This window comes from Rhizobium favelukesii (assembly GCF_000577275.2).
In the GTDB taxonomy this organism is placed as follows: Bacteria; Pseudomonadota; Alphaproteobacteria; order Rhizobiales; family Rhizobiaceae; genus Rhizobium; species Rhizobium favelukesii.
This window is the reverse complement of sequence record NZ_HG916852.1, coordinates 888,180-910,624: the sequence shown is the minus strand read 5'-3', so window position 1 is coordinate 910,624 and position 22,445 is coordinate 888,180. Positions and strand designations below refer to the sequence as shown.

Sequence of the window (22,445 nt, the reverse complement as noted above, 5' to 3'; positions counted from 1 at the left end):
CTCAGCCCGCCCTCTTCCGGTCTTCGGCCTGCGCCGCCAGAATTTCCTTCACCTTCGCGACGAGGTCGCTTTCCGCAACGGTCTCCTGGGCGACGCGTGCCTCGCGCCAGCTGGCGTTGTCCTCGATCTCGCCCGACAGGCGCTTGCCCTCGATCAGGTCCTTGATCTGCACGACGCCCTCGGCGCGCTCGTCGCCGCCCTGGATGATGGCAACGGGGCAGCCGCGGCGATCGGCGTATTTCAGCTGATTGCCGAACTTCTTCCAGTTGCCCTGATACATTTCGGCCCGGATACCGGCCTTGCGTAGTTCCTGTGTCATGCGCTGGTAGCGGCCCATGGAAACGACGTCGCCATCCATGACCGTGACCAGAACAGGCTCGATGACATCGGCCTGGCCGAGCTTGCCAAGGTTTTTCAGCGCCGTCATCAGGCGCGAGACGCCGATCGAGAAGCCGGTGGCCGGAACCGGCTGGCCCATGAAGCGGGAGACGAGACCATCATAGCGCCCGCCGCCACCGACGGAGCCGAACACGACCTTTTCGCCCTTTTCATTGGTAACGTCGAACAGAAGTTCGGCTTCATAGACCGGGCCGGTGTAGTATTCGAGGCCGCGGACGACCGATGGGTCGATCTTGATGCGATCGGACTGATAGCCCGCCGCAGTAACGAGCCCATGAATCATATCGAGTTCCGAGAAGCCTTCCTTCGCGGAGAAGCTTCTTTCGGTAAGCTCATTCAATTTCGTAACTTGTTCTGCTGAACGATTGCCAACAGCCACGTATGGCTGCTTTTCAACAACCGACATGACAAACTCAATGTTTGTGGTGTCTAGTCCAACGCCCTTGGTGAAGTCGCCGCTATCATCTTTACGGCCAGGGCCCAGAAGCAAACGCACACCTTCCGGCCCGAACTTGTCGAGCTTGTCGATGGCGCGCAGCACGTTGAGACGCTGGCCTGCCTTGTCGTCGCCGCCGAGGCCGACCGCTTCCAGCACGCCGTCGAGAACCTTGCGGTTGTTGACGCGGATGACGTAGTCGCCGCGCTTGATGCCGAGGGCTTCCAGCGTATCGGCCATCATCATGCACATTTCCGCGTCGGCCTGAACGCCGGGCGCGCCGACGGTATCGGCGTCGAACTGCATGAACTGGCGGAAGCGGCCCGGGCCTGGCTTTTCGTTGCGGAAGACATAGCCAGCGCGATAGGTGCGGTATGGAAGCTGGATCTCGTTGAAGTTTTCGGCGACGTGACGGGCGAGCGGCGCCGTCAAGTCGTAACGCAATGACATCCACTGCTCATCGTCGTCCTGCAGCGAGAAAACGCCTTCGTTCGGCCGGTCGGCATCCGGCAGGAACTTGCCAAGTGCATCGGTGTATTCGAACAGGGGCGTTTCGACAGGATCGAAACCATAATGCTCATAAACTTCCCGGATCTTCGCGGTCATCTCGTTGACGGCGCGAATATCGTTTGCCGAACGATCGACGAAGCCGCGGGGAAGTCTGGCCTTGAGCTTTTGTGGTTTCTTCTGCTTGTCGTTCATTTCCAACGTCTTCCGCTCACTGTGACAGTGGCGGTTTCCTAGCGGATTGGGCCCGGTGCGGCAAGGGCGAAGGCCCTTGATCCGGAACACAGAATCGATTGAACGAGAGAGAATGGATCGAATGGCAGGAGCTCTATCATGATCGCCGAGGCGCTTCTCTATGCTGCGACCGTTCCGATGACATTGAAGGAGCATCGCCGGTTCATCCGATACTCCGTTAATCTATGGTCCCGCGCCGGCCGCTGCAGCCGGCAATGGGCGGAGCACGAGGAGCGGAGCCGAAATGCTGTAACGAGCGCCATGGCGGGCCTGCGGCAGAAAAGGACCGCGCTCGTCCTGGGGTCAGGCCTGCTACGCGACGTCCCGATCGAGGAACTGTGCGAGAACTTCGACACCGTTGTGCTCGTCGACCTCGTGCATCTTGCCTCGGTGCGCCTGTGGCTTCGGCTTAAAGGCTACAGCAATGTTCGGCTGATCGAGCGCGATCTCTCGGGCTATGACGAGCTCGCCGCGGGTAGGCAGCCGGAGCCGCTCGCCTTTCTCAGAACAATTCCGTATCTCGACTTCGTCGTCTCGGCCAACCTCCTCTCCCAGATCGGTCGCGGCGCAAAACGCCGCTACGAGGCGGAAGAGAAAGGCGCCATGCCCGCCGATACCGTCACGCAACTGATCGAGGCGCACCGGTCGGCGTTGAAGGCAGCGCCCTGCAGAACTTGCCTGATTACCGATATCTCCTATGCCGTCATCGACCGCAATGGGAAGGTTCATGAGGAGCCTGACTTGCTGCACGGCGTGTCGCTGTCATCGGTTCAAGCCAACTGGAAATGGCCCGTGGCGCCGCTCGGAGAAGAGAGCGCGGACTATCAGATCGTCCACGAGGTCGTTGCTGCTTATTGAGGTTGGTGTCCCCACCTCGGCGGCCACGAGGTTCCTCGCCAAATCTGCGGCCGAGTTGGCAAATGCAACCACTCTCCGCCAAAAGTCACAGACGGTCGGAACGCGCCAAAAGCGGCTACGCCCGGATAGCCATCCGACAGCTGGGCACGGTCGGTGAAGTCCGAGCAACCTCAGAGCACAGGGCATTGTCGTGAAGGTTGCGGCACGGGCCGCCGTGAACGGCAATGTCTCTTAGCCGTAAAGATATTCCGGAAGCCAGAGTGTCATGCCCGGCCACACATACATGATAATCATGCAGAGGATGACGATCAGCATGTAGGGCATCATGCCGGCGAAGATCTGGTTGAGGGTGACGTGCGGTGGTGAGACCCCCTTGAGATAATAGGCCGACATTGCCACCGGCGGCGACAGGAACGCCGCCTGCAGATTGACGAAGACGAGCACGCCCCAGAGGATCGGATCTATATCGAAGTGCCTCAGCATCGGAAGGAAGATCGGCACGAAGATGATGATGATCTCGGTCCATTCGAGCGGCCAGCCGAGAATGAAGATGATCGCCTGCGACAGGATCATGAATTGCACAGGCGTGAGATCGAGCGCCAGCACCCACTCTTCAACCAGCGCCTGGCCGCCGAGGATGGCGAAGACAGCGGAGAAGAGCGCCGAACCGACGAAGAGCCAGCAAACCATGGCCGTGGTCTTCGCTGTCAGGAAGACCGCCTCCTTCGTGCGTTTCCAGTCGAGCGTCCGGGCCTGGAACGCCAGCAGAAAGGCTCCGGCGGCACCGACCGCGGCGGACTCGGTCGCCGTCGTGATGCCGAACAGAATGACGGCGAGCACGACGACGGTCAGGATCCCGAGCGGCATGACCGAGGAAACCAGCAGTTTCACAACCTGCAGCCGCTCCGCACTCATATTCCTGTAGTAGCGCACGAGCACCGCCGCTGCGATTACGGCGATGATCCCGAAGGCCACGTAGAAAGTGGTAGCTGGCCCGTTCACCGCCACCGGTGCGGCGTCGGATGCGGGTGCGCCGAGTTGTTCCAGCCCTTCCGGTGCTTCCGCCTCCGCCGATGCCTGAGGATAGATGACGACATACCACCAAACGAGCGCCAGGGTGAATGCCGTCAGCAAGAAGGGCACGAGCGCGGCGCAAGCATTCTTGACCAGCTCCCAGTAGCTGAGTCGCCCCTCGCCAGTCTCGAGCGCCATCGCCTTTGATGGCGAGAGCAATGCGCGGAGAAGCCCGACCAGCATGTTGTGGGAATAGAGCGCCTGAAAGCTCTTCATCCAGGTGGGCACGGGGACTCTCGTCTGTTGCTCGGGCAATGCGGGCGCGATCTTCGGACTGATCGTCGCCCAACCGAGGATGTAGGCAAGGTAGAGAAGCGCGAGGAAGAAGCCGGGAAACATCGCGGCGGCGTAGAGTTTGACGACCGATTGTCCAGCAACCGCCGCATAGACGATGATCATCACGGATGGCGGGATCAGAATGCCCAGCGTGCCGCCGGCGGTAATCACCCCGGAGGCAAGCCTGACGTCATAGCCGGCGCGCAGCATCGGGTTCATTGCAATGACACCCATCAGCACCACCACGGCGCCGACAAGGCCGCTGGCAATGCCCCAGAAGGTGCAGACGATGAGTGTTGCAACGGCAAGCGAGGCGGGGACCCGCCGGAAGGAAAGCTGGATGCTGTAGAACATCTTGTCCACCAGCGCACCGCGCTCCATGACGTAGCCCATCAGCACGAACAGCGGGATGGAGATCAGGACATCGTTGGTCATCGCCCCATAGGTGCGCTGAACCATCAGGTCGAAGACGCGGTTGTCGATCCAGTGCTCGGCCGGATTGTAGAATGCATAGAACCCGAACAGCATGCCGAGCCCCATCAGCGTGAAAGCTGTCGGGAATCCCATGACGATGACGACCACGATGAGAATTAGCATCGTCAGTCCGAGGAACGGATCGCTCACGTCTCGATGTCTCCCCCCCGGCCCCGTTGCCGCGCCGCCCTATCGATATCCTGGGCGCGCTCGATCGCGTCCTCGCGCGTCTGCGCGTCTATGTGCTCGCTATGCGCAAGCTGTTCGGCGACAACGTCGATTTCCTCCACATCCTTGAGCCGGCGCGGCCATTCTCCGGTCTTCAGGCAGATGATGCAGCGCGCTATCTCGGCAAGCCCCTGAAGCATGACGAGCACGCCCGCTGCCGGAATGACGGTCTTGAAGTAGTAGATCGGCGGGCCTTCCGCCGTGACAGTCGAATGCTCGCCGATCCGCCAGGATAGCGCCGCATAGTGGTAACCGGCATAGATGAGCGCGGCGACGCCCGGCAGGAAGAATAGGACATAAAGGAGGAGATCGAGCGTCGCCTGTATGCGAGGCCGCAGCGAGCTGTAGAGAAAGTCGCCGCGTACATGGGCATTCTGCGCCAGAGCATAGGCTCCGGCGAGCATGAACAGGGTGCCATAGAACATGTTGCTGACATCGAAGATCCACGCCGTCGGCATGTTCATGATGTAGCGCTTGAAGACTTCGATGCAGACGAGTGTCATCAGGCCGATGATCAGCCACGCCGCAGCCTTGCCGACCCACACGCTGATCGCATCGATCCTGATGAGAAACTGCTGAACGTCCACGGGTGCCCCCCGAGATAGCCCATACCTTCGTCAGAAGCATCGTTGTCCGGTGATGACGTTATAGTTCCTTCGCAACCCCGTTCGGGCCGAAGTAGTGATCGAAGGCCAGTCGGCGGTTGACGACGGTATCCTGTTCCCACCGCGTTGCCCGCGCCGCAAAAGCTATTTGCGACTGGATGACCTCCTTGAACAGCGGGTTTTCCGCCGCCTTCTTCTTCACGACCTCGTCGTAGACTTCCAGTTGCCTTTTGAGGATCGCTTCCGGCGTTTTGTAGAACTTGACCTTTTCGGTGGTCTGCATCTCGGCGTAGTCAGTCGAATAGCGGTCGATCGCCTTCCAGGCCATGTCCTGGGAGGCCGCCTCCGCGGCGTTGGAGATGATCGCCTTCATCTGGTCAGGCAATGCATCATATTTCGCCTTGTTGAACAGCACCTCGAACTGCTCGGCATTCTGGTGATAGCTTTGCAGCATGCAGATCTTGGAGACGTCCGGGAAACCGAGAGCCCGGTCGGACGACGCGTTGTTGAACTCGGCCGCGTCAAGCAGGCCGCGGTCCAATGCCGCCACGATCTCGCCACCCGGCAGCGCATTGACCGCGGCACCGAGGCCGGTGAACACATCAATGGAAATGCCGACGGTGCGGAATTTAAGTCCCTGAATATCCTCGACCTTGGCGACCGGCTTCTTGAACCAGCCGAGCGGCTGTGTCGGCATCGGCCCATAGAGGAACGAAACCACATTGGCCCCGATCGATTCATAGAGCTTTACGAGGAGCTCCCTGCCGCCGCCGTATTTGTGCCAGGCGAGCAACATGTTGGCATCCATGGCAAATCCCGGCCCCGAGCCCCACAATGCCAGCGCCGCTTGTTTGCCGTAGTGATATGCGACGACGCCGTGCCCTCCGTCGAGCGTCCCCTGGGAGACCGCGTCGAGCAGACCGAATGCGGGCACCACGGCACCCGCCGGCAGCACTTCAATTTTGAGATCGCCGCCAGTCATGTCGGTGACCTTTTTTGCGAAATCAAGCGCGAATTCGTGAAAGATGTCCTTGGACGGCCATGTGCTCTGCCAACGCATGTTGACCGGTCCCTGCGCCTTGACGACGCTTGGTGCCGCGATCATCGCCGCACCGGCCATGGCTGTCCCCATTAGAAATTTGCGGCGCGACGGTCTCCCTCTGGTCTCCGTATGTTTCATCTTTTCCTCCCGAAGCATGGGCTTCCTCGCGCTTATGGCGAGATGCGGAAAAGGGTTCTGCAGCTCTCCGCTCGCATCCCGCTCACGAGCTTCTATTTTAGCTTTGAATAATACTCCCCAATGAGCTCCAACTACAACACCGTGCGTCCGTACCTTTCCCTGAACCACGTGCTTTCGAAGCTGCTATCTGGCTGGCCCCGTTAGAACCGCCCGACGTCAACCCCGGCACCTCAGAGGCCGTTCCACGGCTGTCTTGCCGACAACTCTTGATATTTTTTATCATCCTCGGCCCATCGCCCAATGGGATGGCCGCTTGGGGGCCGAATGCCGCCGCCGCACTGGGAGCGTCTGCCAAATCCGCAAAAAGCACCTTGGCATCCTCGCGTCGTGTTCCTATCTTGACCGAATGCGCTTTCTTGCAATCATAGCGATGGTATTCGCCTGGCTCGCTTACGGCACCATGTCAGCCTGGGCTGGCTGTCCGACATGCCTATCCATGCAGACGGTCGCTTCGAATGTCAGCGGTGAGCATCAGCACATGACCGGGATGGATGTGGACGAGAAAGCCAAATCGCCGCCCCCACAACAGGATCCCTGCTCAGCCAGTGGCATGGTGCACATGCCCTTCTGTTCGGCCTGTCTTGTCATTCCGCCGTCGAGCGTTGTCGCCGCGGCCGGCAAGCAAGTGTTTTCCTATCCTGCTCCCGGACCGGCTCATGCCATGCGGGATGCGCGCCCTGCGCCGCTGGCGCCGCCTCCCCGGCTTGTCTGACGGTTTTCATGAACAGCTGCGGTCCAAGGCCGCGCATTGAATTCCAATATCAGACAGAGGAAGGAAATCCCATGTCTCTGAAAGTTCTCGCCATTGCTGCAACTCTTGCACTCTCCACCGCGTCTGCCTTCGCGGAAGATATGCAGATGGACATGAGCAAGCCGACGGGCGACCACAGCGCAGCAAGCCACGCCTTTGCGGAGGCGAACGCAAAGATGCACAAGGACATGACGCTGGAGTATACCGGCGACACCGACGTCGACTTCGTCCGCGGCATGATCCCGCACCATCAGGGCGCAATCGACATGGCGAAGATCGAGCTGCAATACGGCAAGGATCCTGAAATTCGCAAGCTCGCAGAAGCCGTGATCAAGGCCCAGGAGGCGGAGATCACCGACATGCTGGCCTGGCTGAAGGCACACGGCAAGTAGCATGCGAAGGACGCCGGAGCAGCAAGCCCCGGCGTCCGCATCCACAAGACGGCAGATCAGGCCTTCGGCTGGAATGGCTCTGGCCGGCGGCCGGCTTCCTGCCGCGCAAGCATCCAGCCCGGATATTCAGGCGCCAGCGCGCTGACCTCGTCCAGCTTCGTCAGGTCGGCGGTATCGAGTTTCAGATTGACAGCCGCCAGGTTCTGGTCGAGCTGCTCGACGCGCTTGGCACCGATGATGACCGTCGTCACGAAAGGCTTGGCCAGAATATACGCAAGCGCCACGGTCGCGACGCTCGTGCCGTGCTTCTCGGCAATCTCGCGCATGACGGCAACGCAGGCCCAAGCGCGATCCTTGTCGACCGGCGGAAAATCGAACGAGGCACGGCGACCTTCCCCGTTGCCGGGTGCTCCCGGCCCGTATTTGCCGGAAAGGAGGCCGCCAGCCAGCGGCGACCAGACCATCAGACCAAGTTTTTCTTCCTGCATCATCGGCACGATGTCGCGCTCGAGGTCGCGGCCGGCAATCGAATAGTAGGCCTGCACGGCCTCGAACCGCGCGAAGCCGCGGCGCTCCGAAATACCGAGCGCCTTGGCGATGCGCCATGCCTGCCAGTTCGAGACGCCGACATAGCGCACAAGACCACGGGACACGAGATCGTCGAGCGCGCGCAACGTCTCGTCGATCGGCGTAACCGTATCGGTGGCGTGGATCTGATAGAGATCGACATGATCGGTCTGCAAGCGCTCCAGGCTTGCCTCGACCGAATCCATGATGTGGCCACGCGAGGCGCCGCGATCGTTCGGCTTGTCGCCCATGAGGCCGTAGACCTTCGTGGCAACGACGACGTCCTTGCGAGGAACACCCAGGTTCGTCAGGGCTTGGCCGAGCAGCTTTTCGGATTCCCCGAAGGAATAAACGTCAGCCGTGTCGATGAAATTCACGCCGGCGGCAAGCGATCTTTCGACGATCCGGTCGGCTACCTTCTGATCGACGTCGGCAATCGCGCCCCAGATATTGCCTTCGCCTGCGGCACCGAACGTCATCGTGCCAAGGCAGATTTCGGAGACGAATAGGCCCGTATTTCCAAGTTGGTTGTAACGCATGATCGAACATTTCCTTGTGACGGCCGCGGGCTTGTCCACGGACAGATGAATTCATTTTTTGGTTATTGGCCTGCCCATGACAGGAACAGCCGGAATGCGGCTGCGCGGGAGGCACTATCGATGTAAGGCGAGACAGCGGCATTTCAACACACCGTGTACACGCCTCACGGCTTTGCGATCCCCTTGTTTCGCAGCCATCTTTCAATAGATTCCAATCAGATCACTCGGAGGTGGGCGATGACGACCCGTACGCTGACGACCATCGGCTTCGATGCCGACGACACGCTCTGGCAGAATGAGCAATACTACCGGCTTACCGAGGCGCATTTCACCGAATTGCTCGCCGATTTTGCAGACGGCCCTAGGATCTCGGAGCGCTTGCTGGAGGCAGAGAAGCGCAATCTCCGCCACTACGGCTTCGGCATCAAGGGATTTACCCTGTCGATGATCGAGACAGCGATCGAGATCACCGAGGGCAAGGTTCCTGCCAGCGTCATTGCCGGTATTCTCGACACCGGCCGCGACCTGCTTTCCCACCCGGTCGAGACCCTACCGCACGTACAGGAGACCCTGGCGGCGCTCTCGGAAAGCTACCTGCTGGTGATGATCACCAAGGGTGACCTGTTCGATCAGGAGCGCAAGCTTGCGCAATCCGGGCTCGGCGACTTCTTTCACGCCGTCGAGATTGTCTCCGACAAGACCGCGGTAACGTACCGCCGGATCTTCTCCAAAGTCGGCGGCGGTCCGGAACGGGCTATGATGGTCGGCAACTCGCTGAAATCAGACATTGTCCCCGCAATCGCCGCCGGCAGCTACGGGGTCTTCGTGCCGCATGAACTCACCTGGGTCGTCGAGCATGTCGAGGAACCGAAGGACGCACCGCGCTTTCGCAAGATCGAACATCTCGGAGAGCTGCGCGGCCTGATCGAGGGGATAGACTAACCCGTTGTCACTGCCTTGAGGGAAAGAGCGGCGACGGCGATTGCTTTTCGGTCGGAGCGGTGGGTTGCGGCGGCGTTGCCTGCGGCTCGACGAGAATGCTGTAGGGTGCGCCGAGGCCGCGGCGCGGCGATACCTTGGAATAGTAAGGCCGCAGCAGCCAGGTTGTGCTGTCCTTGACAGTGATAGTGTAGCTGCTGCCATCCTCGTCGGTACCGAAGATTGCCTCCTCATCAGGCATCGCGAGATCGAATATCGAGAGAAAGGCAAACTTGCTCTTTGTCGCGAAGCTGACCTTCACATGCTGGCCCGCCTTGACGGGCAGCGTGTAGACGCGGCCGTTGCCGAACTTTGTCCATCCCTTGAGTTCCATGGTCGCGGCCGGGAATTGCAGCTTCTCCAGTCGCTCTCCTGGCTGCAGCTCTGGTTGTTGTTGAGCAAATGACACAGACGCCATAAGGGCGCAGAAGGCAACGGTGACCGCGAGCCGCTTCATGGGCGCACCAACGCGTCGCGCATCGCCTCAACCTCGGCGCGGCAGAAGCAACCTTCGATGTGATCGTTGACAAGTCCCATTGCTTGCATGAAGGCATAAACTGTGGTCGGCCCGACAAACGTCCAGCCGCGTTTCTTCAAATTCTTGGAAATGACGACCGATGTCGGTGTCGTCGGGTTCGCCATGACAGCGGCACGATCGACCACCTTCGGCCGTTCGTTGTGACCGGGTTCGAAGCTCCAGAAATAATGCGCCAGCGACCCGAATTCCGCGCGGAGTTCGATCGCACGCCGGGCGTTGTTGATCGTCGAGACGATCTTGCCGCGATGCCGGACGATGCCGGGATCGGCAAGGCAACGGTCGATATCTTTGTCTTCGAAGAGCGCAACCTTCTCGAAATCGAAGCCGGCAAAGGCAGCGCGAAAATTGTCGCGCTTGCGCAAGATGGTGAGCCAGGACAAGCCGGACTGGAACCCTTCCAGGCAGATCTTTTCGAACAGGCGGAGATCATCCGTTACCGGCCGTCCCCATTCCTCGTCATGATATCTGAGATAATCCGGGAGGTTGGCGTGCCAGTGACAGCGGCCCTTGCCGTCTTCGCCGATGATGATGCCCGTATCGCTCATGATCCCGCTTCGCTTTCTTGCTCCGAATCCGGCTTTACCATTTGCAAACTCTGTTTCCAAACCGAACGATAACCCTGACGAAAAGTTTATCTCTCGCTTCTGACTTGAATGAATTCAAATTTACCATTCGCTGGCGGGAACGATGGCAGCTTGAAGGCAGGCGGCCGCCGCCGTCCGCACATGTTCGGCCATTTGTAGAGAGTCCGTCCGATGATCAAATCCCTTCTGCTCGCCGCAGCGATGCTCGGCGTCTTTTCCACGGCCGCGCTTGGCGACGACCGTTACGCAACGCGCCCGCCGGTCGTCTTGAGCCCAGACCTTGCAGCGCCCTGGATCATGCAGCTCGGCGGCAAGGTTCGCCCCGTCGTCTACCAGCGGCCGGTCGTCGCGCAGCGCGGGCTGTTCACGTCCGGCGCCTTCCGCCGCGCTCCCGCCGCCACGGCGCAGCCGGTATCCGCCATCAACCCTGGCGTTCCCGTCATCCGTCGCCAGCTTGAGCCGCAATACCTGCCGCAGATCGTCACCTACGACACCAAGGAGCGGCCTGGCACGATCGTCATCGATACCAACAACCGCTTCCTCTATCTGGTGATGGACGGCGGCAAAGCGCGGCGTTACGGCGTCGGCGTCGGCAAGCCAGGCTTCGAGTGGGCCGGCGTGCACAAGATCACCCGCAAGTCCGAATGGCCGGACTGGACGCCGCCGTCGGAAATGATCGGCCGCGAAGCCGCCAAGGGCCATTATCTCCCGGCGCGCATGGACGGTGGTCCTGGGAACCCGCTTGGCGCGCGCGCCATGTATCTCGGTTCGACGCTCTATCGCATTCATGGAACCAATGCGCCGTGGACGATCGGCAACGCCGTTTCCTCCGGCTGCATCCGGCTGCGCAATGAAGACGTCGTTGACCTTTACGAACGCGTAAACGTCGGAACCCGCGTCATCGTCATGTAAAGGCTCATCAATACAGGCGCGTCGTCAAGAACAGTTGCAATTAAACATCTCCACTGCTTCATTCGACGTCTAATATCTTGAATCGGATCGAAGTTCGGGTAGCTTCGGTCCGGTTTTGCTTTGAGGGAATCAACCATGCTGAAATTCGCGACGGCTCTTACAGCCGCCGGCCTTCTGGTCTCTTCCATGTCCGCATCGGCTTTTGCGCAGCCGATCACGCCTGCTCACGATGGCGCCCCTGTCGTGCGGGTCGCCTCGCCGCCGAAGTCGGTCAAGCCGCAGTTCAAGCGCCAGCGCGTGCACCTCGTCACGAATGAAGCGCCCGGAACGATCATCATCGATACCAACAACAAGTTCCTATACCTGGTCGAAAGCAAGAACCGCGCGACGCGCTACGGCATCGGCGTCGGCCGTGAAGGCTTCGGCTGGTCCGGTGTGGTCAAGATTGGCCGCAAGGCAGAGTGGCCGACCTGGACGCCGCCGGCTGAGATGCGCGTTCGCGAGGCGGCGAAGGGTCATATCATCCCGGCCTTCCAAGAAGGCGGCGAGGACAATCCGCTCGGCGCGCGCGCCATGTACCTCTACCAGGGCGGCCGCGATACGATCTTTCGCATTCACGGAACGACCCAACCCTGGACGATCGGCCTCAACATGTCGTCCGGCTGCATCCGCATGATGAACAAGGATGTCATCGATCTCTACGACCGTGCCCCTGTCGGCACGAAGGTCATCGTCATCGGCCCCGGCAACAAGCAGGGCGAGGTCAGCTTCGAGGATCGCGGCATCGACGTGCTACGGACGCTGTTCGGCGGCTGAGGCAAGCGACAAGGCGGCCGGGCAACCGGTCGCCTATTTCGATCCGCAGCTAACCTTGCCGCTGGCCGCAAGCGGCTTCGCACCGCCCTCGACAGCCAGTTCATAGGTCCCTGAGAACGCGGTCATGGATTTGCCGCGCTGGCCGGCCGTTACGATCAGGCTGAGACCTTGGCCTTTCGCATCGTCGCCGCCGTCATAGAACACCTCCAGCCGCAGTTCGCCATCATGTGACCAATGGTGCGTCAGGTTTTCCGAATTGACGGCAATCTTCTTGAGCGCTTGCGGGATATCGCCGCTCTTCATCACCAGGGCGCCGCGAAAATGATTGAGCTTGTGGCCGCCACCAGCCTCGAAGCCGCTTTCCACCGTGAAGCGCACATCCTTGTCATCCGCCGAGCAGAAAAAGCGAGTGTCTGCGTGGGCGGCTCCAGCCGCGCTGCAGAAAGCCGTAAGCGCGAGGATTGTGCGATGCATATCGGGCTCCCGAGATCGCCGGACGATCCGGCGCCGCTAAGCTAGGGGCAAACCCTTTAATTTTTCCGATACATCGCCGCCATAAGCCCAATCCAGCAGTTGGACTGTGTGAACGATCGGAACGGCCGTCCCCGTCGCGATCTGCATCATGCAGCCGATATTGCCGGTTGCGATCACATGCGGCTTCGTCGCTTCGAGGTTCTTCACCTTGCGGGCCATGAGCGCATCGGAAATATCCGATTGCAGGATGTTGTAGGTGCCGGCGGAGCCACAACAGAGGTGACCTTCGGAAGGGTCACGGACATTGAAGCCCGCAGCCTTCAACAGCTGCTTCGGCGCCATTGTGATCTTCTGGCCGTGCTGCATCGAGCAAGCCGAATGATAGGCCACGGTGATGCCCTTCGGCATCTGCACGGGCAGCTCGAGCGATACGAGATATTCGGTGATGTCCTTCGCCAGGGACGAGACGCGCGCCGCTTTTTCGGCATAGGCCGCATCCAGCCGCAGCATATGGCCGTAGTCCTTGATGGTCGTGCCGCAGCCGGAGGCGGTGATGATGATCGCGTCGAGGCCGCCCCTCTCGATTTCCCGCGTCCACACGTCAACGTTGGCACGGGCGCTCGCCAATGCCTGCTCCTCGCGTCCCATGTGATGGACGAGCGAGCCGCAGCAAACCTCTCCCTCGGGAACGACGACTTCGACTCCGAACCGCGTGAGCAGGCTGATCGTCGCTTCGTTGATGCCGGGATCCAGCACCGGTTGCGCGCAACCGGTCAGGATCGCCACGCGGCCACGCTTCTCACCGACCGCCGGGTGGCTCGCCGGCACGGCATAGACGGAAGCCGGAGGAATGCGACGCGGCGCGAGCGCCAACATCGCGGCAAATGGTTTCAATGCGGGCGTGCGCCGCAGAAGGCCTGCGAACGGACGGCCCGCCGACGACAGCTTGAGCGCCAGGCGAAATCGATCGGGATAAGGCAGAACAGCAGCGAGGATGGCGCGCACGAGCCTGTTCATGAAAGGACGCTTGTAGGTTTTCTCGATATGCGCCCGCGCATGGTCGACGAGGTGCGTGTAGTCGACGCCGGAGGGACAGGTCGTTACGCAGGCCAGACATGAGAGGCAGCGGTCGATATGCGTGACGACTTCAGTGTCTGCCGGGCGCCCATTTTCCAGCATATCCTTGATCAGGTAGATGCGCCCGCGCGGGCTGTCGAGCTCATTGCCGAGCGTCACATAGGTCGGACAAGTCGCGGTGCAGAAGCCGCAATGCACACATTTGCGCAGGATCTTTTCAGATTCGGCGACGTGCGGATCGGTAAGCTGGGCCGGCGTGAAATTGGTCTGCATTGCCTCAGGCTCCTGCCATCTTCCCAGGATTGAAGATGCCGGCTGGATCGAATTTCAGTTTCAGCCGCTGCGACAGCAAGGCCACCGCCTCCTGCTGTGGCTGAAAGGCGGCGGTCATTGCCCGCATCTGTTCAGATGCGCGGATGAGCGTCGCGTGGCCGCCGCCCACCGCCTTGATGAAACGGCGCAGGAGGTCAGCATCCGCGTCGGCCTCCATCCGCATCCAGATCAGGCCGCCCTGCCAGTCGTAGAATGCATCGACTCCGGCTTCGAGGCGAAGCGCGGCGACCAGCTGATGGCCGGTGCCTGGGGCGACGGAGACGCGCCAGACCGGTCGCGGCGTACGGTCGGCATAGGGAGCGACATCCCGGATATCTCTCCAGAGACGGACACTCTCTTCTTGCTCGAGGCGCGTGACGGATCCGAACGCCCCCATGGCGGCAGCGAGTTTGGTTGCCCTGGCATCGACGGAGCCGGGTAGGCCTTCGATCCGCAGACAGGTCCCCTCGCCTTCGGAGAGCGTGCTGTCGAGAAATTTCCAGGCGACGGTCATCGGCAAATGCGCGGCACCGGAGACTTCAGCGGGCAGTGCCATCGCCGCCGCCATGGCGTTCGCAGCCTCGGCGTCGTTCAGGCCGGAGATGACGATCGTTGCTTCGGTTCTCGGGCGCGGCGGCACGCGAAAGGTCACTTCGGTGAGGAAGCCCAGCGTGCCGTGCGAGCCGGCCATCAGCTTGACGAGGTCCAGCCCGGTGACGTTCTTCATGACGCGGCCGCCGGCCTTGATCACCTCGCCCTTGCCATTGATGAAGCTCACGCCAAGCAAGCTATCGCGCGCGGCTCCGGCCACGAAACGGCGCGGGCCGGAGACATTGGCGGCAAAGACACCGCCGATCGTCGGCTCACCTGATGTGCCCATGATCGGACGATGGTCCATGGGCTCGAAGGCCATCATCTGACCATTCTCTGCCAGGGCAGCCTCGATTTCGGCGAGCGGCGTTCCGGAACGGGCGGTCAAAACCATCTCTCCGGGATTGTAGGCAGTGATGCCGCTGAGATTGGACGAACGCAGGCGGTTTTCCGCGGCGATGGCATTTCCGAAACCGGAGCGGGTGTTGCCGCCGCAGACCGCAAGCGGCTTGCCTTCCCGCGCATGACTGCGGACGATTGCCGCAGCCTCTTCGTCCGTCATAGGCGATAGATCGATCATGCGGCCGGACGTCCCTCGAGCGGGAAGACCTTGGACGGATTAAGGAGCCAGGCCGGATCGAATGCAGCGCGTGCTGCCATCTGCTGTGCGAGATCCGCCTCGGAATACTGGTGGCGCATCAGATCGCGCTTTTCGATGCCGACGCCATGTTCGCCTGTCAGACAACCGCCAGCATCGACACAGAGCTTCAGGATTTCCATCCCCGCAGCTTCTGCGCGGGCGGCATCTTCAGGATCGTTGGCATTGAAGAGGATGAGCGGATGCATGTTGCCATCGCCGGCATGGAAAACATTCGCGACCCGAAGCCCATAGCGATCGACGATCTCGGACGTCTTCCTCAGTACATACGAAAGCTGGCTGAGCGGCACGGTTCCATCCATGCAGATATAGTCGGCAATGCGGCCGGTTGCACCGAAGGCAGACTTCCGGCCCTTCCAGATCAACGCCGCCTCGGTTGCCGACTGGCACTCACGGACAGTTTTCACGCCATGCCTGCGCGAGATTTCGACGATGCTCTTCAGCATGTCGTCCATTTCTGCTTCCGATCCTTCGACCTCCACGATCAGCAGCGCGCCGACATCAAGGGGATAGCCGGCCTTGGCAAAGGCTTCGCAGATTTCGATCGCCGGCTTGTCCATGAATTCGATGGCGACGGGGATGATGCCTGATGCAATGATATCGGCGACACAGGATCCCGCCTCTTCCGAGGTATCGAAGCCGAAAAGGACCGGTCGCGCACCCTCCGGCTTGGCGATCAGCCGGACCGTCGCCTCCGTGACGATCCCGAGCTGGCCTTCGTGCCCGCACACGAGGCCAAGCAAGTCGTAGCCTGCGGCATCCAGTGCCTTGCCTCCGAGATCGATGACGGTGCCGTCGATGAGGACCATCTTTACGCCGAGCAGATTGTTGGTTGTCACCCCATATTTCAGGCAATGCGCGCCGCCCGAATTCATGCCGACATTGCCGCCGATCGTACAAGCCAGCTGCGAGCTCGGGTCAGGAGCATAGAAAAAACCGTCCGCCGAGACGGATTCGGAAATATTCAGATTGGTGACGCCGGCTTCGACGACCGCCGCACGGTTGGGGAGATCGATTTCGAGAATGCGGTTCATCTTGGAGACGCAAACCACGACTGCATCTTCCTGCGGGATCGCTCCGCCCGAGAGCGAGGTCCCCGCGCCGCGCGGGACAACGGGAACCCCATAGCGATGACAGTACTTCATGACTGCGGCCACCTCGGCGGTCGTCCGCGGCAAGGCAACCGCCAGCGGCATCCGGCGATAGGAAACGAAGGCATCCGTCTCGAACGGCATCAGTTCGCGAGCCTCGTGCACAAGGCATTCCGGCGGTAATAGGTCGATGAGATCAGCAACGATCTGCCGGCGGCGGGCAAGCACATCGGCACGCGGGGCGAGAAACGAAATGGTGTTGGACATGGCTCTCTCCCTTCGCTCGCGACAGCGAAACCGGACGCATCCTCCACGCTTCCGGCTCAATCGGGCTTAGCACTTTCCCGATTGTGGCGCAAATGCTAAGCACTTATTCCAAAAGGATAAACAATCAGGCGCATGACCAATCTCGGTGACCTCGAAATTTTCGCAAAAGTCGTTTCGACGGGAAGCATGTCGCTCGCCGGCCGGGCCCTCGGCTTTTCGCCGGCAGTTGTCTCGAAGCGGATCAAAAGGCTTGAGGATCGGCTGGGCACGCGGCTCCTGCAGCGCACGACCCGGCAGATTTCGCTGACCGAGGCGGGCCAGGGCTTCTACGACCGCGTGCTCGGCATTCTCGCCGGCATCGAGGAGGCAGAATACTACATTTCCGGACGCTCAGCGCAAATGCACGGAACCCTGAAGGTGACGGCACCGACCTCGTTCGGACGCACGCATGTCGCCCCGCACCTGAAGTCCTTCATGGATATGCATCCTGGGCTTGCGATTCATCTCGTACTCAGTGACGAATTCACCGACATCGTGGGCGAAGGCTTCGACCTTGCGATCCGCATCGCGGAACTGACGGACTCGAGCCTGGTCGCGCGGCGACTTGCGCCTGTGCGCCGCCTGCTTTGCGCTTCGCCAGACTATCTCGCAACCAACGGTACACCGCAGACGATCGAAGACCTGAAGCAACATCGTTGCCTGCCCGCGCACAACAACGACGCCTGGCGGCTGGAAGGGCCCGAAGGCCCGCTTTCCCTGCGGCCGGAAGGGATGCTTGTCACGAATTCAAGCGAGGTCGTCCGGGAGGCTGTCATATCAGGGCTTGGCATCGCGCTGCGCTCCACCTGGGACATCAGCCGGGAACTGAAGGATGGCCGGCTCGTACACATCCTTACGGCCTACGAAGGATCGCGCAACGTGACGCTTTCCGCGGTTTACCCGAGCCGCCAGTTCCTGCCGGCAAAGGTGCGGCTGTTCATCGATTATCTCGCCGAGGTTTACGGACCGGTTCCCTATTGGGAACGCTCAATGGTGTAACGGACGCAGCCCAGCCAGCTAGATTCGAATGGCTGGTGGTCGTCCCTCACAATGATGGTGTCGCGGAAGCGGCGACTGCGGACACAGAAGCAAGCACTCGGCGAGGGATTAAGCTCACAAGGGATTGACTCGGGAGAACCCGTTACAGAAGACGCTCAATTCGCCAGCCTCCCGATTGCGAGATCGAGAAGTGCCCGCAAGCGCGCCTGCCGCTTCATGTCCCGGTGATAACCGACCCAGGTGTCGCGCCCGGGCGGAGCCTCGCCGAGGTCGACCGGCTCGATGTCAGCGATTGAATCGCCAAGAGGGCGCGGCAAAACGGCCAGGCCGGCGCCATTCCTGCAAAGCGTCGCCTGCACATCGCGATTGTTGCTACGCATGGCAATCTCGGCCTTTGGCAGCAGGCGCGTCAGCCATGCGACATCCGGCATGCCGCCAAAGGCCTCGTCCATCGTTACCAGACGCGCGCCTGTGCCATCGCCTGCTTTGGGATGCTCCTCGCCACGGCTAGTGTAGAGCCGATAGTCGATGTGGAACAGCTTGCGCGATATCACCTCCGGCTCGGTGAAGGGCGCGATCCGAAAAACGATATCCGCCTCTCGGCGCGAAAGGCTCAGCAGGCGGCTATCGGTGAGCAATTCGACGACGATCTTCGGATAGCTCAGCGAGAATTCCGCAAGCACCGGCGCAAGCACATGCGCACCAAACCAATCCGAAGAGGACAAGCGCAGAAAGCCGCTCAACTGCCGGTTCTGCCCGGCGAGTTCCCGCTCAAGGCCGAGTGCTTCTTCTTCCATGCGCTCGGCGTGCGCAAAGACGGCTGCGCCCTCATCCGTCAGCACGAAGCCGTCCGCCGTCCGCTGAAACAGGGTCTGGCCCAGCGAGACTTCCAAAGCACGCAGACGGCGGCCCATCGTCGGCTGCGTCAGGCCAAGGCTGCGAGCGGCCGCACCCAGAGTGCCCTGGCGCGCAATCGCCAGGAACAGCTTGAGATCGCTCCATTCCATGACCCATCTCCCAAACACAAGCGCATGGACTTCATGCAATCTCTTTCATTCCCATTCGAATTTCAACGGTGCATTCTCCTTCCCACACGGACGAAAGGAGAGTTGCATGTCTGCGACGACTACGGTGAAGGCGCTGCTGATTGACGCGCCGAAAGCCGATTTCCGTTCAGCCGAGATCGCCAGGCCGATGCCGCGTGAGGGTGAAGTGCTGGTCCGGATCAAGGCGAGCGGCGTCAATCCGCTGGATACGAAGATCCGCGCCGGAAATGCCGCCCATGCGCGCCATCCGTTTCCGGCAGTTCTCGGGATAGATATGGCTGGCGTCGTTGAGCAAGTAGGCCCCGGCGTCACCGGGTTCCACCGCGGCGATGAAGTCTACGGGATGACCGGTGGAGTCGGCGGCATCCAGGGCTCGCTGGCTGAATTCGCGGCCGTCGACGCTCGACTGATCGCGCCGAAGCCCCACAACCTCTCGATGCGTGAGGCAGCGGCCCTGCCGCTGATCGCAATTACAGCTTGGGAAGGGCTGGTCGATCGCGCCAATGTCCGGACTGGCTGGCAGGTTCTTGTCCTCGGCGCTGGCGGCGGTGTGGGGCACATTGCCGTGCAGATCGCAAAAGCCGCAGGCGCCGATGTCTTTGCTGTCGACAGCGCTTCCAAGGCTGACTACCTCGCACGCCTTGGAGCAACGCCGATCGACTACAAGGCAGCGACCGTCGAGGACTATGTCCGCAATCATGCGGGCGTCAAAGGCTTCGATGTCGTCTACGACACCGTCGGCGGCACCGGCCTCGATACAGCCTTCCAGGCTGTCGGTCGGTTCGGTCACGTCGTCAGCGCGCTCGGATGGGGGACCCATGCCCTCGCCCCTCTGTCGTTCAAGGCGGCGACCTATTCGGGCGTGTTCACGCTGCTGCCGCTTCTGACCGGCGAAGGGCGCAGCCATCACGGCGAAATCCTGCGGGAGGTGAGCAAGCTCGTCGAGGCCGGAAAGGTGATGCCGAGGCTGGACGCGCACCGCTTCGGACTTTCCGATGTGGCCGAGGCACATGCGCTGATCGAAACCCGCAAGGCAAACGGCAAGCTGGTGGTTGAGATCGCTTGAGGTCACAAAGTGCGGCCTAAGTTTGCCGCACTTTCCTACCGCGCCAGATCGAGATAGGCGCTTGCCACCATGGCATCGATATCCTTCGGCACCGGAACAATGCAGCTCTCGGCGCCGACCTCGCGCCTGGCGACACGCTCGAGGCAGCGCGCCTGCAGCGTGAAGCCGAGGTCCATCGACTCCACGGAATTGCCAAGCGGGCGCGGACCAGATTCGCCATATGCCCACCACCGAGAATATGGAAGCAGCGACCATCCTTCAGGTGCAAGCTCTCGATACGATCAGCCTCGTAGCGATCGATCCGCACCACATCGGGGTGCTGCCGGAACGCGGCAACGTCGATTTCATGCGGGAAATGCCCGCCGTTCATCAGGATGGCACCATCCTTGATCAAAGGAAGGTCGGCTGCAGTGACGATGCCGGCGACGCCCGTAACCGTGACGAGCACGTCGGCGGAGGAGATCGCCGCACCGCGCAGCGGCGTGGAGAAGCCGTCGAGATTTGCTTCCAGCGCTGTCACGGGGTCGATATCGACGACGCTGACGCTTGAAAACGCGTTGCGGAAGCAGGCTGCGGTCCCCTTCCCACAGGCGCCGTAGCCGAAGACGGTCACGCGTTTGCCGTTGGTGGAGCGGTTGGTGAAGCGCATGTAGCTTTCGAAAAGGCTCTGCCCCACCGCATGCCTGTTTTCAGCGAACTGCTTGATAGGGCTATCATTGATGATCAAGATCGGCATGCCGAGCTTCTCGCGCAGCGGCAACAGGCGCGTGCGGCCTGATGTCGTCTCCTCGGTGCCACCGAGAAGGCCGGCGTAAGGAGACTCGGCCGCGATGGTAAAGAGGTCGCCGCCATTGTCGAGCAGCAGATCCGGCCTTTCGGCAACAACCGCCTCCAGGCTCTTGTGATGGGCGACCGGGTCCGTCGTCTGGGTTGCAAACACGGTGATCCGCTGCGAACGGAGGAACGCGACGGTCGAGGGCTGCGTGCTGTTCAGATTGCCGGTGCAGACGAGCCGTGCACCGCCGGCCCTCAGCGTCATCAGAAGCGCCACGGTCTTCGTCTCCAGATGGATACCCGTACCGATGGTCAAGCCGCCGAACGGCTGGGTTTTCGCGAACTCTGCCGCCGTTGCCTTCAGCAAACGGCAGCTGTTGCCGATCCATTCGATGCGGGTTGCGTCTCTGTGCATATCCGTGTCCTTCTGCTCTCAACGCAGTGTTAGACCCGGCAGCGACTTTCGGCCATGGAGATAATTCTTCGCAATAGGGCAGAAAATCTGCCCTATTGCGTCGACACGCCGGAACGGAGCAGCCAGTCGCGAAGAGCGGTGAACGCGGGCATCTTGGCGTCGGCGTTGCGACAAGTCAGGCTATAGCCCGCCGGACGGCGAACGAAGCCATAGGGCGCCGCAAGCAGATTGCGCTGCAAATCATCCTCAATGGCGGCGCGGGGCGCGAGCACGACACCCACACCCGATCGCGCCGCCCCGAGTGCGAGCGGCAAATCCTCGAACTCCTGCTTGCGCCGGAACGTCACGGCCTGAGTGCCGCTTTCTGCAAACCATTGCTGCCAGAGACTTAGCGCGCTACGGCTGACGACAGCGGTGATCTCCGCCATGTGCGCGGGATCGTCGGCGATTCCGTCGGCAAGATCCGGCGTGGCAACGGGTCCGAATTCATCCTCCATGAATTTGACCGCCGTCACGCCCGCCGCCGGTCGGTATTCACCGCCCATGATGACCGCATCAAGCTCCGGATGCAGCGACAACGGCTCGACGATCGACATCGGCACGATATCGACATCGACGCTGCCGAGTGCAGCCTGCATATTTGCAAGTCGCGGCACAAGCCACCATATAGCAAAGGCCGAGGGCACGCCGAGGCGGATGCGGCGATGCTCACCGCCCGCAAATTCGGCCGCGGCGCGCTCGAGCGCAACCAAGGCCGCGTTGGCTGCCTCCGCGAACCGTGCCGCTTTCGCCGTAGCAGTCAATTTCCGTCCATCGCGCTCGAACAGTTTCTCGCAGAAATAGCTCTCCAGGATGGCAAGCTGCTGGCGCACGGCGCCGCGCACGACACCAAGTTCTGCGGCAGCGCCGAGAATGCTGCCGTGGCGGCAGACGGCTTCGAAGGCCCGGACCGCTTTTAAGGGAGGAAGACGCATGGGTACCATAGTATTGACATAACAGTGCACGACATGACGCCGTCATTGATTGAAATGCAAGACAGGCCCATATTGAACGCCTGTGCAATGGCGGAATCAGGATGGTATTTGGCGGGTTTTCCGAACCGTGGCGAAACGGAAGCCGCCTATTGATAAGTATCAAATCCCACTGGAAAACTTGAAACACGTATGGATTGCGCAAGCTTTCGAGTGGATACTAATATAGCCGCTTCAAGGAGCCGACCTAAAAAGGT

21 protein-coding genes and 1 pseudogene are annotated in these 22,445 nt (G+C 61.1%); 8 read left to right on the top strand and 14 right to left on the bottom strand.

Translation table 11 applies throughout. From position 1 onward, the window contains the following. Position 1: 1 nt before the first annotated feature. Entirely contained in the window at positions 2–1,537 is a 1,536-nt protein-coding gene (gene hisS / locus LPU83_RS42895; protein ID WP_024317792.1) for a histidine--tRNA ligase, read from the bottom strand. A 138-nt stretch (positions 1,538–1,675) separates the two neighbouring features. Here hisS and LPU83_RS42890 point away from each other — a divergent pair, with 138 nt between their 5' ends. Further along, positions 1,676–2,434 carry a hypothetical protein gene (locus tag LPU83_RS42890; RefSeq protein WP_024317791.1) on the top strand — a complete coding sequence of 253 codons (759 nt, stop codon included), beginning with the start codon at positions 1,676–1,678 and terminating at the stop codon, positions 2,432–2,434. Between the two features lie 231 nt (positions 2,435–2,665). On the opposite strand, the gene LPU83_RS42885 is transcribed toward LPU83_RS42890, so the two are convergent. Genes LPU83_RS42885 through LPU83_RS42875 form a run of 3 tightly spaced genes read right to left on the bottom strand, consistent with a single transcriptional unit; the run spans position 2,666 to position 6,271 of the window. Continuing rightward, the gene (locus tag LPU83_RS42885; protein WP_024317790.1) at positions 2,666–4,408 is read right to left on the bottom strand and encodes a TRAP transporter large permease; all 1,743 of its coding nucleotides are present in this window, start codon (positions 4,406–4,408) and stop codon (positions 2,666–2,668) included. Beyond that, the gene (locus LPU83_RS42880) at positions 4,405–5,073 is read right to left on the bottom strand and encodes a TRAP transporter small permease subunit (protein WP_024317789.1); all 669 of its coding nucleotides are present in this window, start codon (positions 5,071–5,073) and stop codon (positions 4,405–4,407) included. Before LPU83_RS42880 ends, LPU83_RS42885 begins: the two co-directional genes overlap by 4 nt. Positions 5,074–5,131: 58 nt before the next feature. Further along, a complete protein-coding gene (locus LPU83_RS42875) occupies positions 5,132–6,271 on the bottom strand; it encodes a TRAP transporter substrate-binding protein (RefSeq protein ID WP_024317788.1) in 1,140 nt (379 codons plus the stop codon). Between the two features lie 496 nt (positions 6,272–6,767). Here LPU83_RS42875 and LPU83_RS42870 point away from each other — a divergent pair, with 496 nt between their 5' ends. Then, complete coding sequence (locus LPU83_RS42870) at positions 6,768–7,043, top strand: hypothetical protein (RefSeq protein WP_231052187.1); 276 nt, start codon at positions 6,768–6,770, stop codon at positions 7,041–7,043. A 71-nt stretch (positions 7,044–7,114) separates the two neighbouring features. Next, on the top strand, positions 7,115–7,474 hold the full coding sequence (copM, locus tag LPU83_RS42865) for a CopM family metallochaperone (RefSeq protein WP_024317786.1): 360 nt from the start codon (positions 7,115–7,117) through the stop codon (positions 7,472–7,474). A gap of 56 nt (positions 7,475–7,530) precedes the next feature. On the opposite strand, the gene LPU83_RS42860 is transcribed toward copM, so the two are convergent. Then, positions 7,531–8,580 carry an aldo/keto reductase gene (locus LPU83_RS42860; protein ID WP_024317785.1) on the bottom strand — a complete coding sequence of 350 codons (1,050 nt, stop codon included), beginning with the start codon at positions 8,578–8,580 and terminating at the stop codon, positions 7,531–7,533. A 237-nt stretch (positions 8,581–8,817) separates the two neighbouring features. On the opposite strand from LPU83_RS42860, the gene LPU83_RS42855 reads away from it, so the two are divergent. Continuing rightward, positions 8,818–9,522, top strand: a complete 705-nt coding sequence (locus tag LPU83_RS42855) for an HAD family hydrolase (protein ID WP_024317784.1) — start codon at positions 8,818–8,820, stop codon at positions 9,520–9,522. 7 nt (positions 9,523–9,529) lie between these two features. Here the strand turns inward: LPU83_RS42855 and LPU83_RS42850 are convergent, their stop codons facing one another. Together LPU83_RS42850 and LPU83_RS42845 are read right to left on the bottom strand one after the other, a co-directional pair. Further along, positions 9,530–10,015: a hypothetical protein gene (locus tag LPU83_RS42850; RefSeq protein WP_024317783.1), complete on the bottom strand. Its 486-nt coding sequence runs from the start codon at positions 10,013–10,015 to the stop codon at positions 9,530–9,532. After that, positions 10,012–10,641, bottom strand: coding sequence for a DNA-3-methyladenine glycosylase I (locus LPU83_RS42845; protein WP_024317782.1), 630 nt, complete (start codon positions 10,639–10,641; stop codon positions 10,012–10,014). Before LPU83_RS42845 ends, LPU83_RS42850 begins: the two co-directional genes overlap by 4 nt. A gap of 210 nt (positions 10,642–10,851) precedes the next feature. On the opposite strand from LPU83_RS42845, the gene LPU83_RS42840 reads away from it, so the two are divergent. Then, on the top strand, positions 10,852–11,592 hold the full coding sequence (locus LPU83_RS42840) for a L,D-transpeptidase (RefSeq protein WP_024317781.1): 741 nt from the start codon (positions 10,852–10,854) through the stop codon (positions 11,590–11,592). A 135-nt stretch (positions 11,593–11,727) separates the two neighbouring features. Beyond that, complete coding sequence (locus tag LPU83_RS42835; RefSeq protein ID WP_037069091.1) at positions 11,728–12,408, top strand: L,D-transpeptidase; 681 nt, start codon at positions 11,728–11,730, stop codon at positions 12,406–12,408. A 33-nt stretch (positions 12,409–12,441) separates the two neighbouring features. Here the strand turns inward: LPU83_RS42835 and LPU83_RS42830 are convergent, their stop codons facing one another. From LPU83_RS42830 to LPU83_RS42815, 4 genes are read right to left on the bottom strand one after another with little or no spacing between them, the layout of a single operon-like run. Then, entirely contained in the window at positions 12,442–12,882 is a 441-nt protein-coding gene (locus tag LPU83_RS42830) for a hypothetical protein (protein ID WP_024317779.1), read from the bottom strand. A gap of 36 nt (positions 12,883–12,918) precedes the next feature. Next, on the bottom strand, positions 12,919–14,232 hold the full coding sequence (gene glcF, locus LPU83_RS42825; protein ID WP_024317778.1) for a glycolate oxidase subunit GlcF: 1,314 nt from the start codon (positions 14,230–14,232) through the stop codon (positions 12,919–12,921). A 4-nt stretch (positions 14,233–14,236) separates the two neighbouring features. Then, the gene (gene glcE, locus LPU83_RS42820) at positions 14,237–15,442 is read right to left on the bottom strand and encodes a glycolate oxidase subunit GlcE (RefSeq protein ID WP_024317777.1); all 1,206 of its coding nucleotides are present in this window, start codon (positions 15,440–15,442) and stop codon (positions 14,237–14,239) included. After that, positions 15,439–16,878: an FAD-linked oxidase C-terminal domain-containing protein gene (locus tag LPU83_RS42815; protein ID WP_024317776.1), complete on the bottom strand. Its 1,440-nt coding sequence runs from the start codon at positions 16,876–16,878 to the stop codon at positions 15,439–15,441. The genes glcE and LPU83_RS42815 overlap by 4 nt, the downstream gene beginning before the upstream one ends. Positions 16,879–17,010: 132 nt before the next feature. Between LPU83_RS42815 and LPU83_RS42810 the strand changes: the two genes are divergently transcribed. Continuing rightward, positions 17,011–17,916 carry a LysR family transcriptional regulator gene (locus LPU83_RS42810; RefSeq protein WP_024317775.1) on the top strand — a complete coding sequence of 302 codons (906 nt, stop codon included), beginning with the start codon at positions 17,011–17,013 and terminating at the stop codon, positions 17,914–17,916. A gap of 155 nt (positions 17,917–18,071) precedes the next feature. Here the strand turns inward: LPU83_RS42810 and LPU83_RS42805 are convergent, their stop codons facing one another. After that, positions 18,072–18,923, bottom strand: a complete 852-nt coding sequence (locus LPU83_RS42805; protein WP_024317774.1) for a LysR family transcriptional regulator — start codon at positions 18,921–18,923, stop codon at positions 18,072–18,074. 106 nt (positions 18,924–19,029) lie between these two features. Here LPU83_RS42805 and LPU83_RS42800 point away from each other — a divergent pair, with 106 nt between their 5' ends. Continuing rightward, on the top strand, positions 19,030–20,028 hold the full coding sequence (locus tag LPU83_RS42800; protein ID WP_024317773.1) for a zinc-dependent alcohol dehydrogenase family protein: 999 nt from the start codon (positions 19,030–19,032) through the stop codon (positions 20,026–20,028). A 35-nt stretch (positions 20,029–20,063) separates the two neighbouring features. Here the strand turns inward: LPU83_RS42800 and LPU83_RS42795 are convergent. Further along, positions 20,064–21,217 (bottom strand): annotated as a pseudogene (locus LPU83_RS42795) (adenosylhomocysteinase). A 92-nt stretch (positions 21,218–21,309) separates the two neighbouring features. Then, complete coding sequence (locus LPU83_RS42790) at positions 21,310–22,200, bottom strand: LysR substrate-binding domain-containing protein (protein ID WP_029710343.1); 891 nt, start codon at positions 22,198–22,200, stop codon at positions 21,310–21,312. Between the last annotated feature and the right edge of the window lie 245 nt (positions 22,201–22,445).

Bases quoted from the DNA above. Each gene is read 5' to 3' on its own strand.
- LPU83_RS42870 (WP_231052187.1), top strand. From the start codon at position 6,768: ATGCAGACGGTCGCTTCGAATGTCAGCGGTGAGCATCAGCACATGACC.
- glcE (WP_024317777.1), bottom strand. From the start codon at position 15,442: ATGATCGATCTATCGCCTATGACGGACGAAGAGGCTGCGGCAATCGTC.
- LPU83_RS42840 (WP_024317781.1), top strand. From the start codon at position 10,852: ATGATCAAATCCCTTCTGCTCGCCGCAGCGATGCTCGGCGTCTTTTCC.
- glcF (WP_024317778.1), bottom strand. From the start codon at position 14,232: ATGCAGACCAATTTCACGCCGGCCCAGCTTACCGATCCGCACGTCGCC.
- LPU83_RS42810 (WP_024317775.1), top strand. From the start codon at position 17,011: ATGACCAATCTCGGTGACCTCGAAATTTTCGCAAAAGTCGTTTCGACG.
- LPU83_RS42815 (WP_024317776.1), bottom strand. From the start codon at position 16,878: ATGTCCAACACCATTTCGTTTCTCGCCCCGCGTGCCGATGTGCTTGCC.
- LPU83_RS42790 (WP_029710343.1), bottom strand. From the start codon at position 22,200: ATGGTACCCATGCGTCTTCCTCCCTTAAAAGCGGTCCGGGCCTTCGAA.
- LPU83_RS42875 (WP_024317788.1), bottom strand. From the start codon at position 6,271: ATGAAACATACGGAGACCAGAGGGAGACCGTCGCGCCGCAAATTTCTA.
- LPU83_RS42800 (WP_024317773.1), top strand. From the start codon at position 19,030: ATGTCTGCGACGACTACGGTGAAGGCGCTGCTGATTGACGCGCCGAAA.
- LPU83_RS42830 (WP_024317779.1), bottom strand. From the start codon at position 12,882: ATGCATCGCACAATCCTCGCGCTTACGGCTTTCTGCAGCGCGGCTGGA.
- LPU83_RS42855 (WP_024317784.1), top strand. From the start codon at position 8,818: ATGACGACCCGTACGCTGACGACCATCGGCTTCGATGCCGACGACACG.
- LPU83_RS42850 (WP_024317783.1), bottom strand. From the start codon at position 10,015: ATGAAGCGGCTCGCGGTCACCGTTGCCTTCTGCGCCCTTATGGCGTCT.
- LPU83_RS42890 (WP_024317791.1), top strand. From the start codon at position 1,676: ATGATCGCCGAGGCGCTTCTCTATGCTGCGACCGTTCCGATGACATTG.
- LPU83_RS42845 (WP_024317782.1), bottom strand. From the start codon at position 10,641: ATGAGCGATACGGGCATCATCATCGGCGAAGACGGCAAGGGCCGCTGT.
- LPU83_RS42860 (WP_024317785.1), bottom strand. From the start codon at position 8,580: ATGCGTTACAACCAACTTGGAAATACGGGCCTATTCGTCTCCGAAATC.
- hisS (WP_024317792.1), bottom strand. From the start codon at position 1,537: ATGAACGACAAGCAGAAGAAACCACAAAAGCTCAAGGCCAGACTTCCC.
- copM (WP_024317786.1), top strand. From the start codon at position 7,115: ATGTCTCTGAAAGTTCTCGCCATTGCTGCAACTCTTGCACTCTCCACC.
- LPU83_RS42835 (WP_037069091.1), top strand. From the start codon at position 11,728: ATGCTGAAATTCGCGACGGCTCTTACAGCCGCCGGCCTTCTGGTCTCT.
- LPU83_RS42805 (WP_024317774.1), bottom strand. From the start codon at position 18,923: ATGGAATGGAGCGATCTCAAGCTGTTCCTGGCGATTGCGCGCCAGGGC.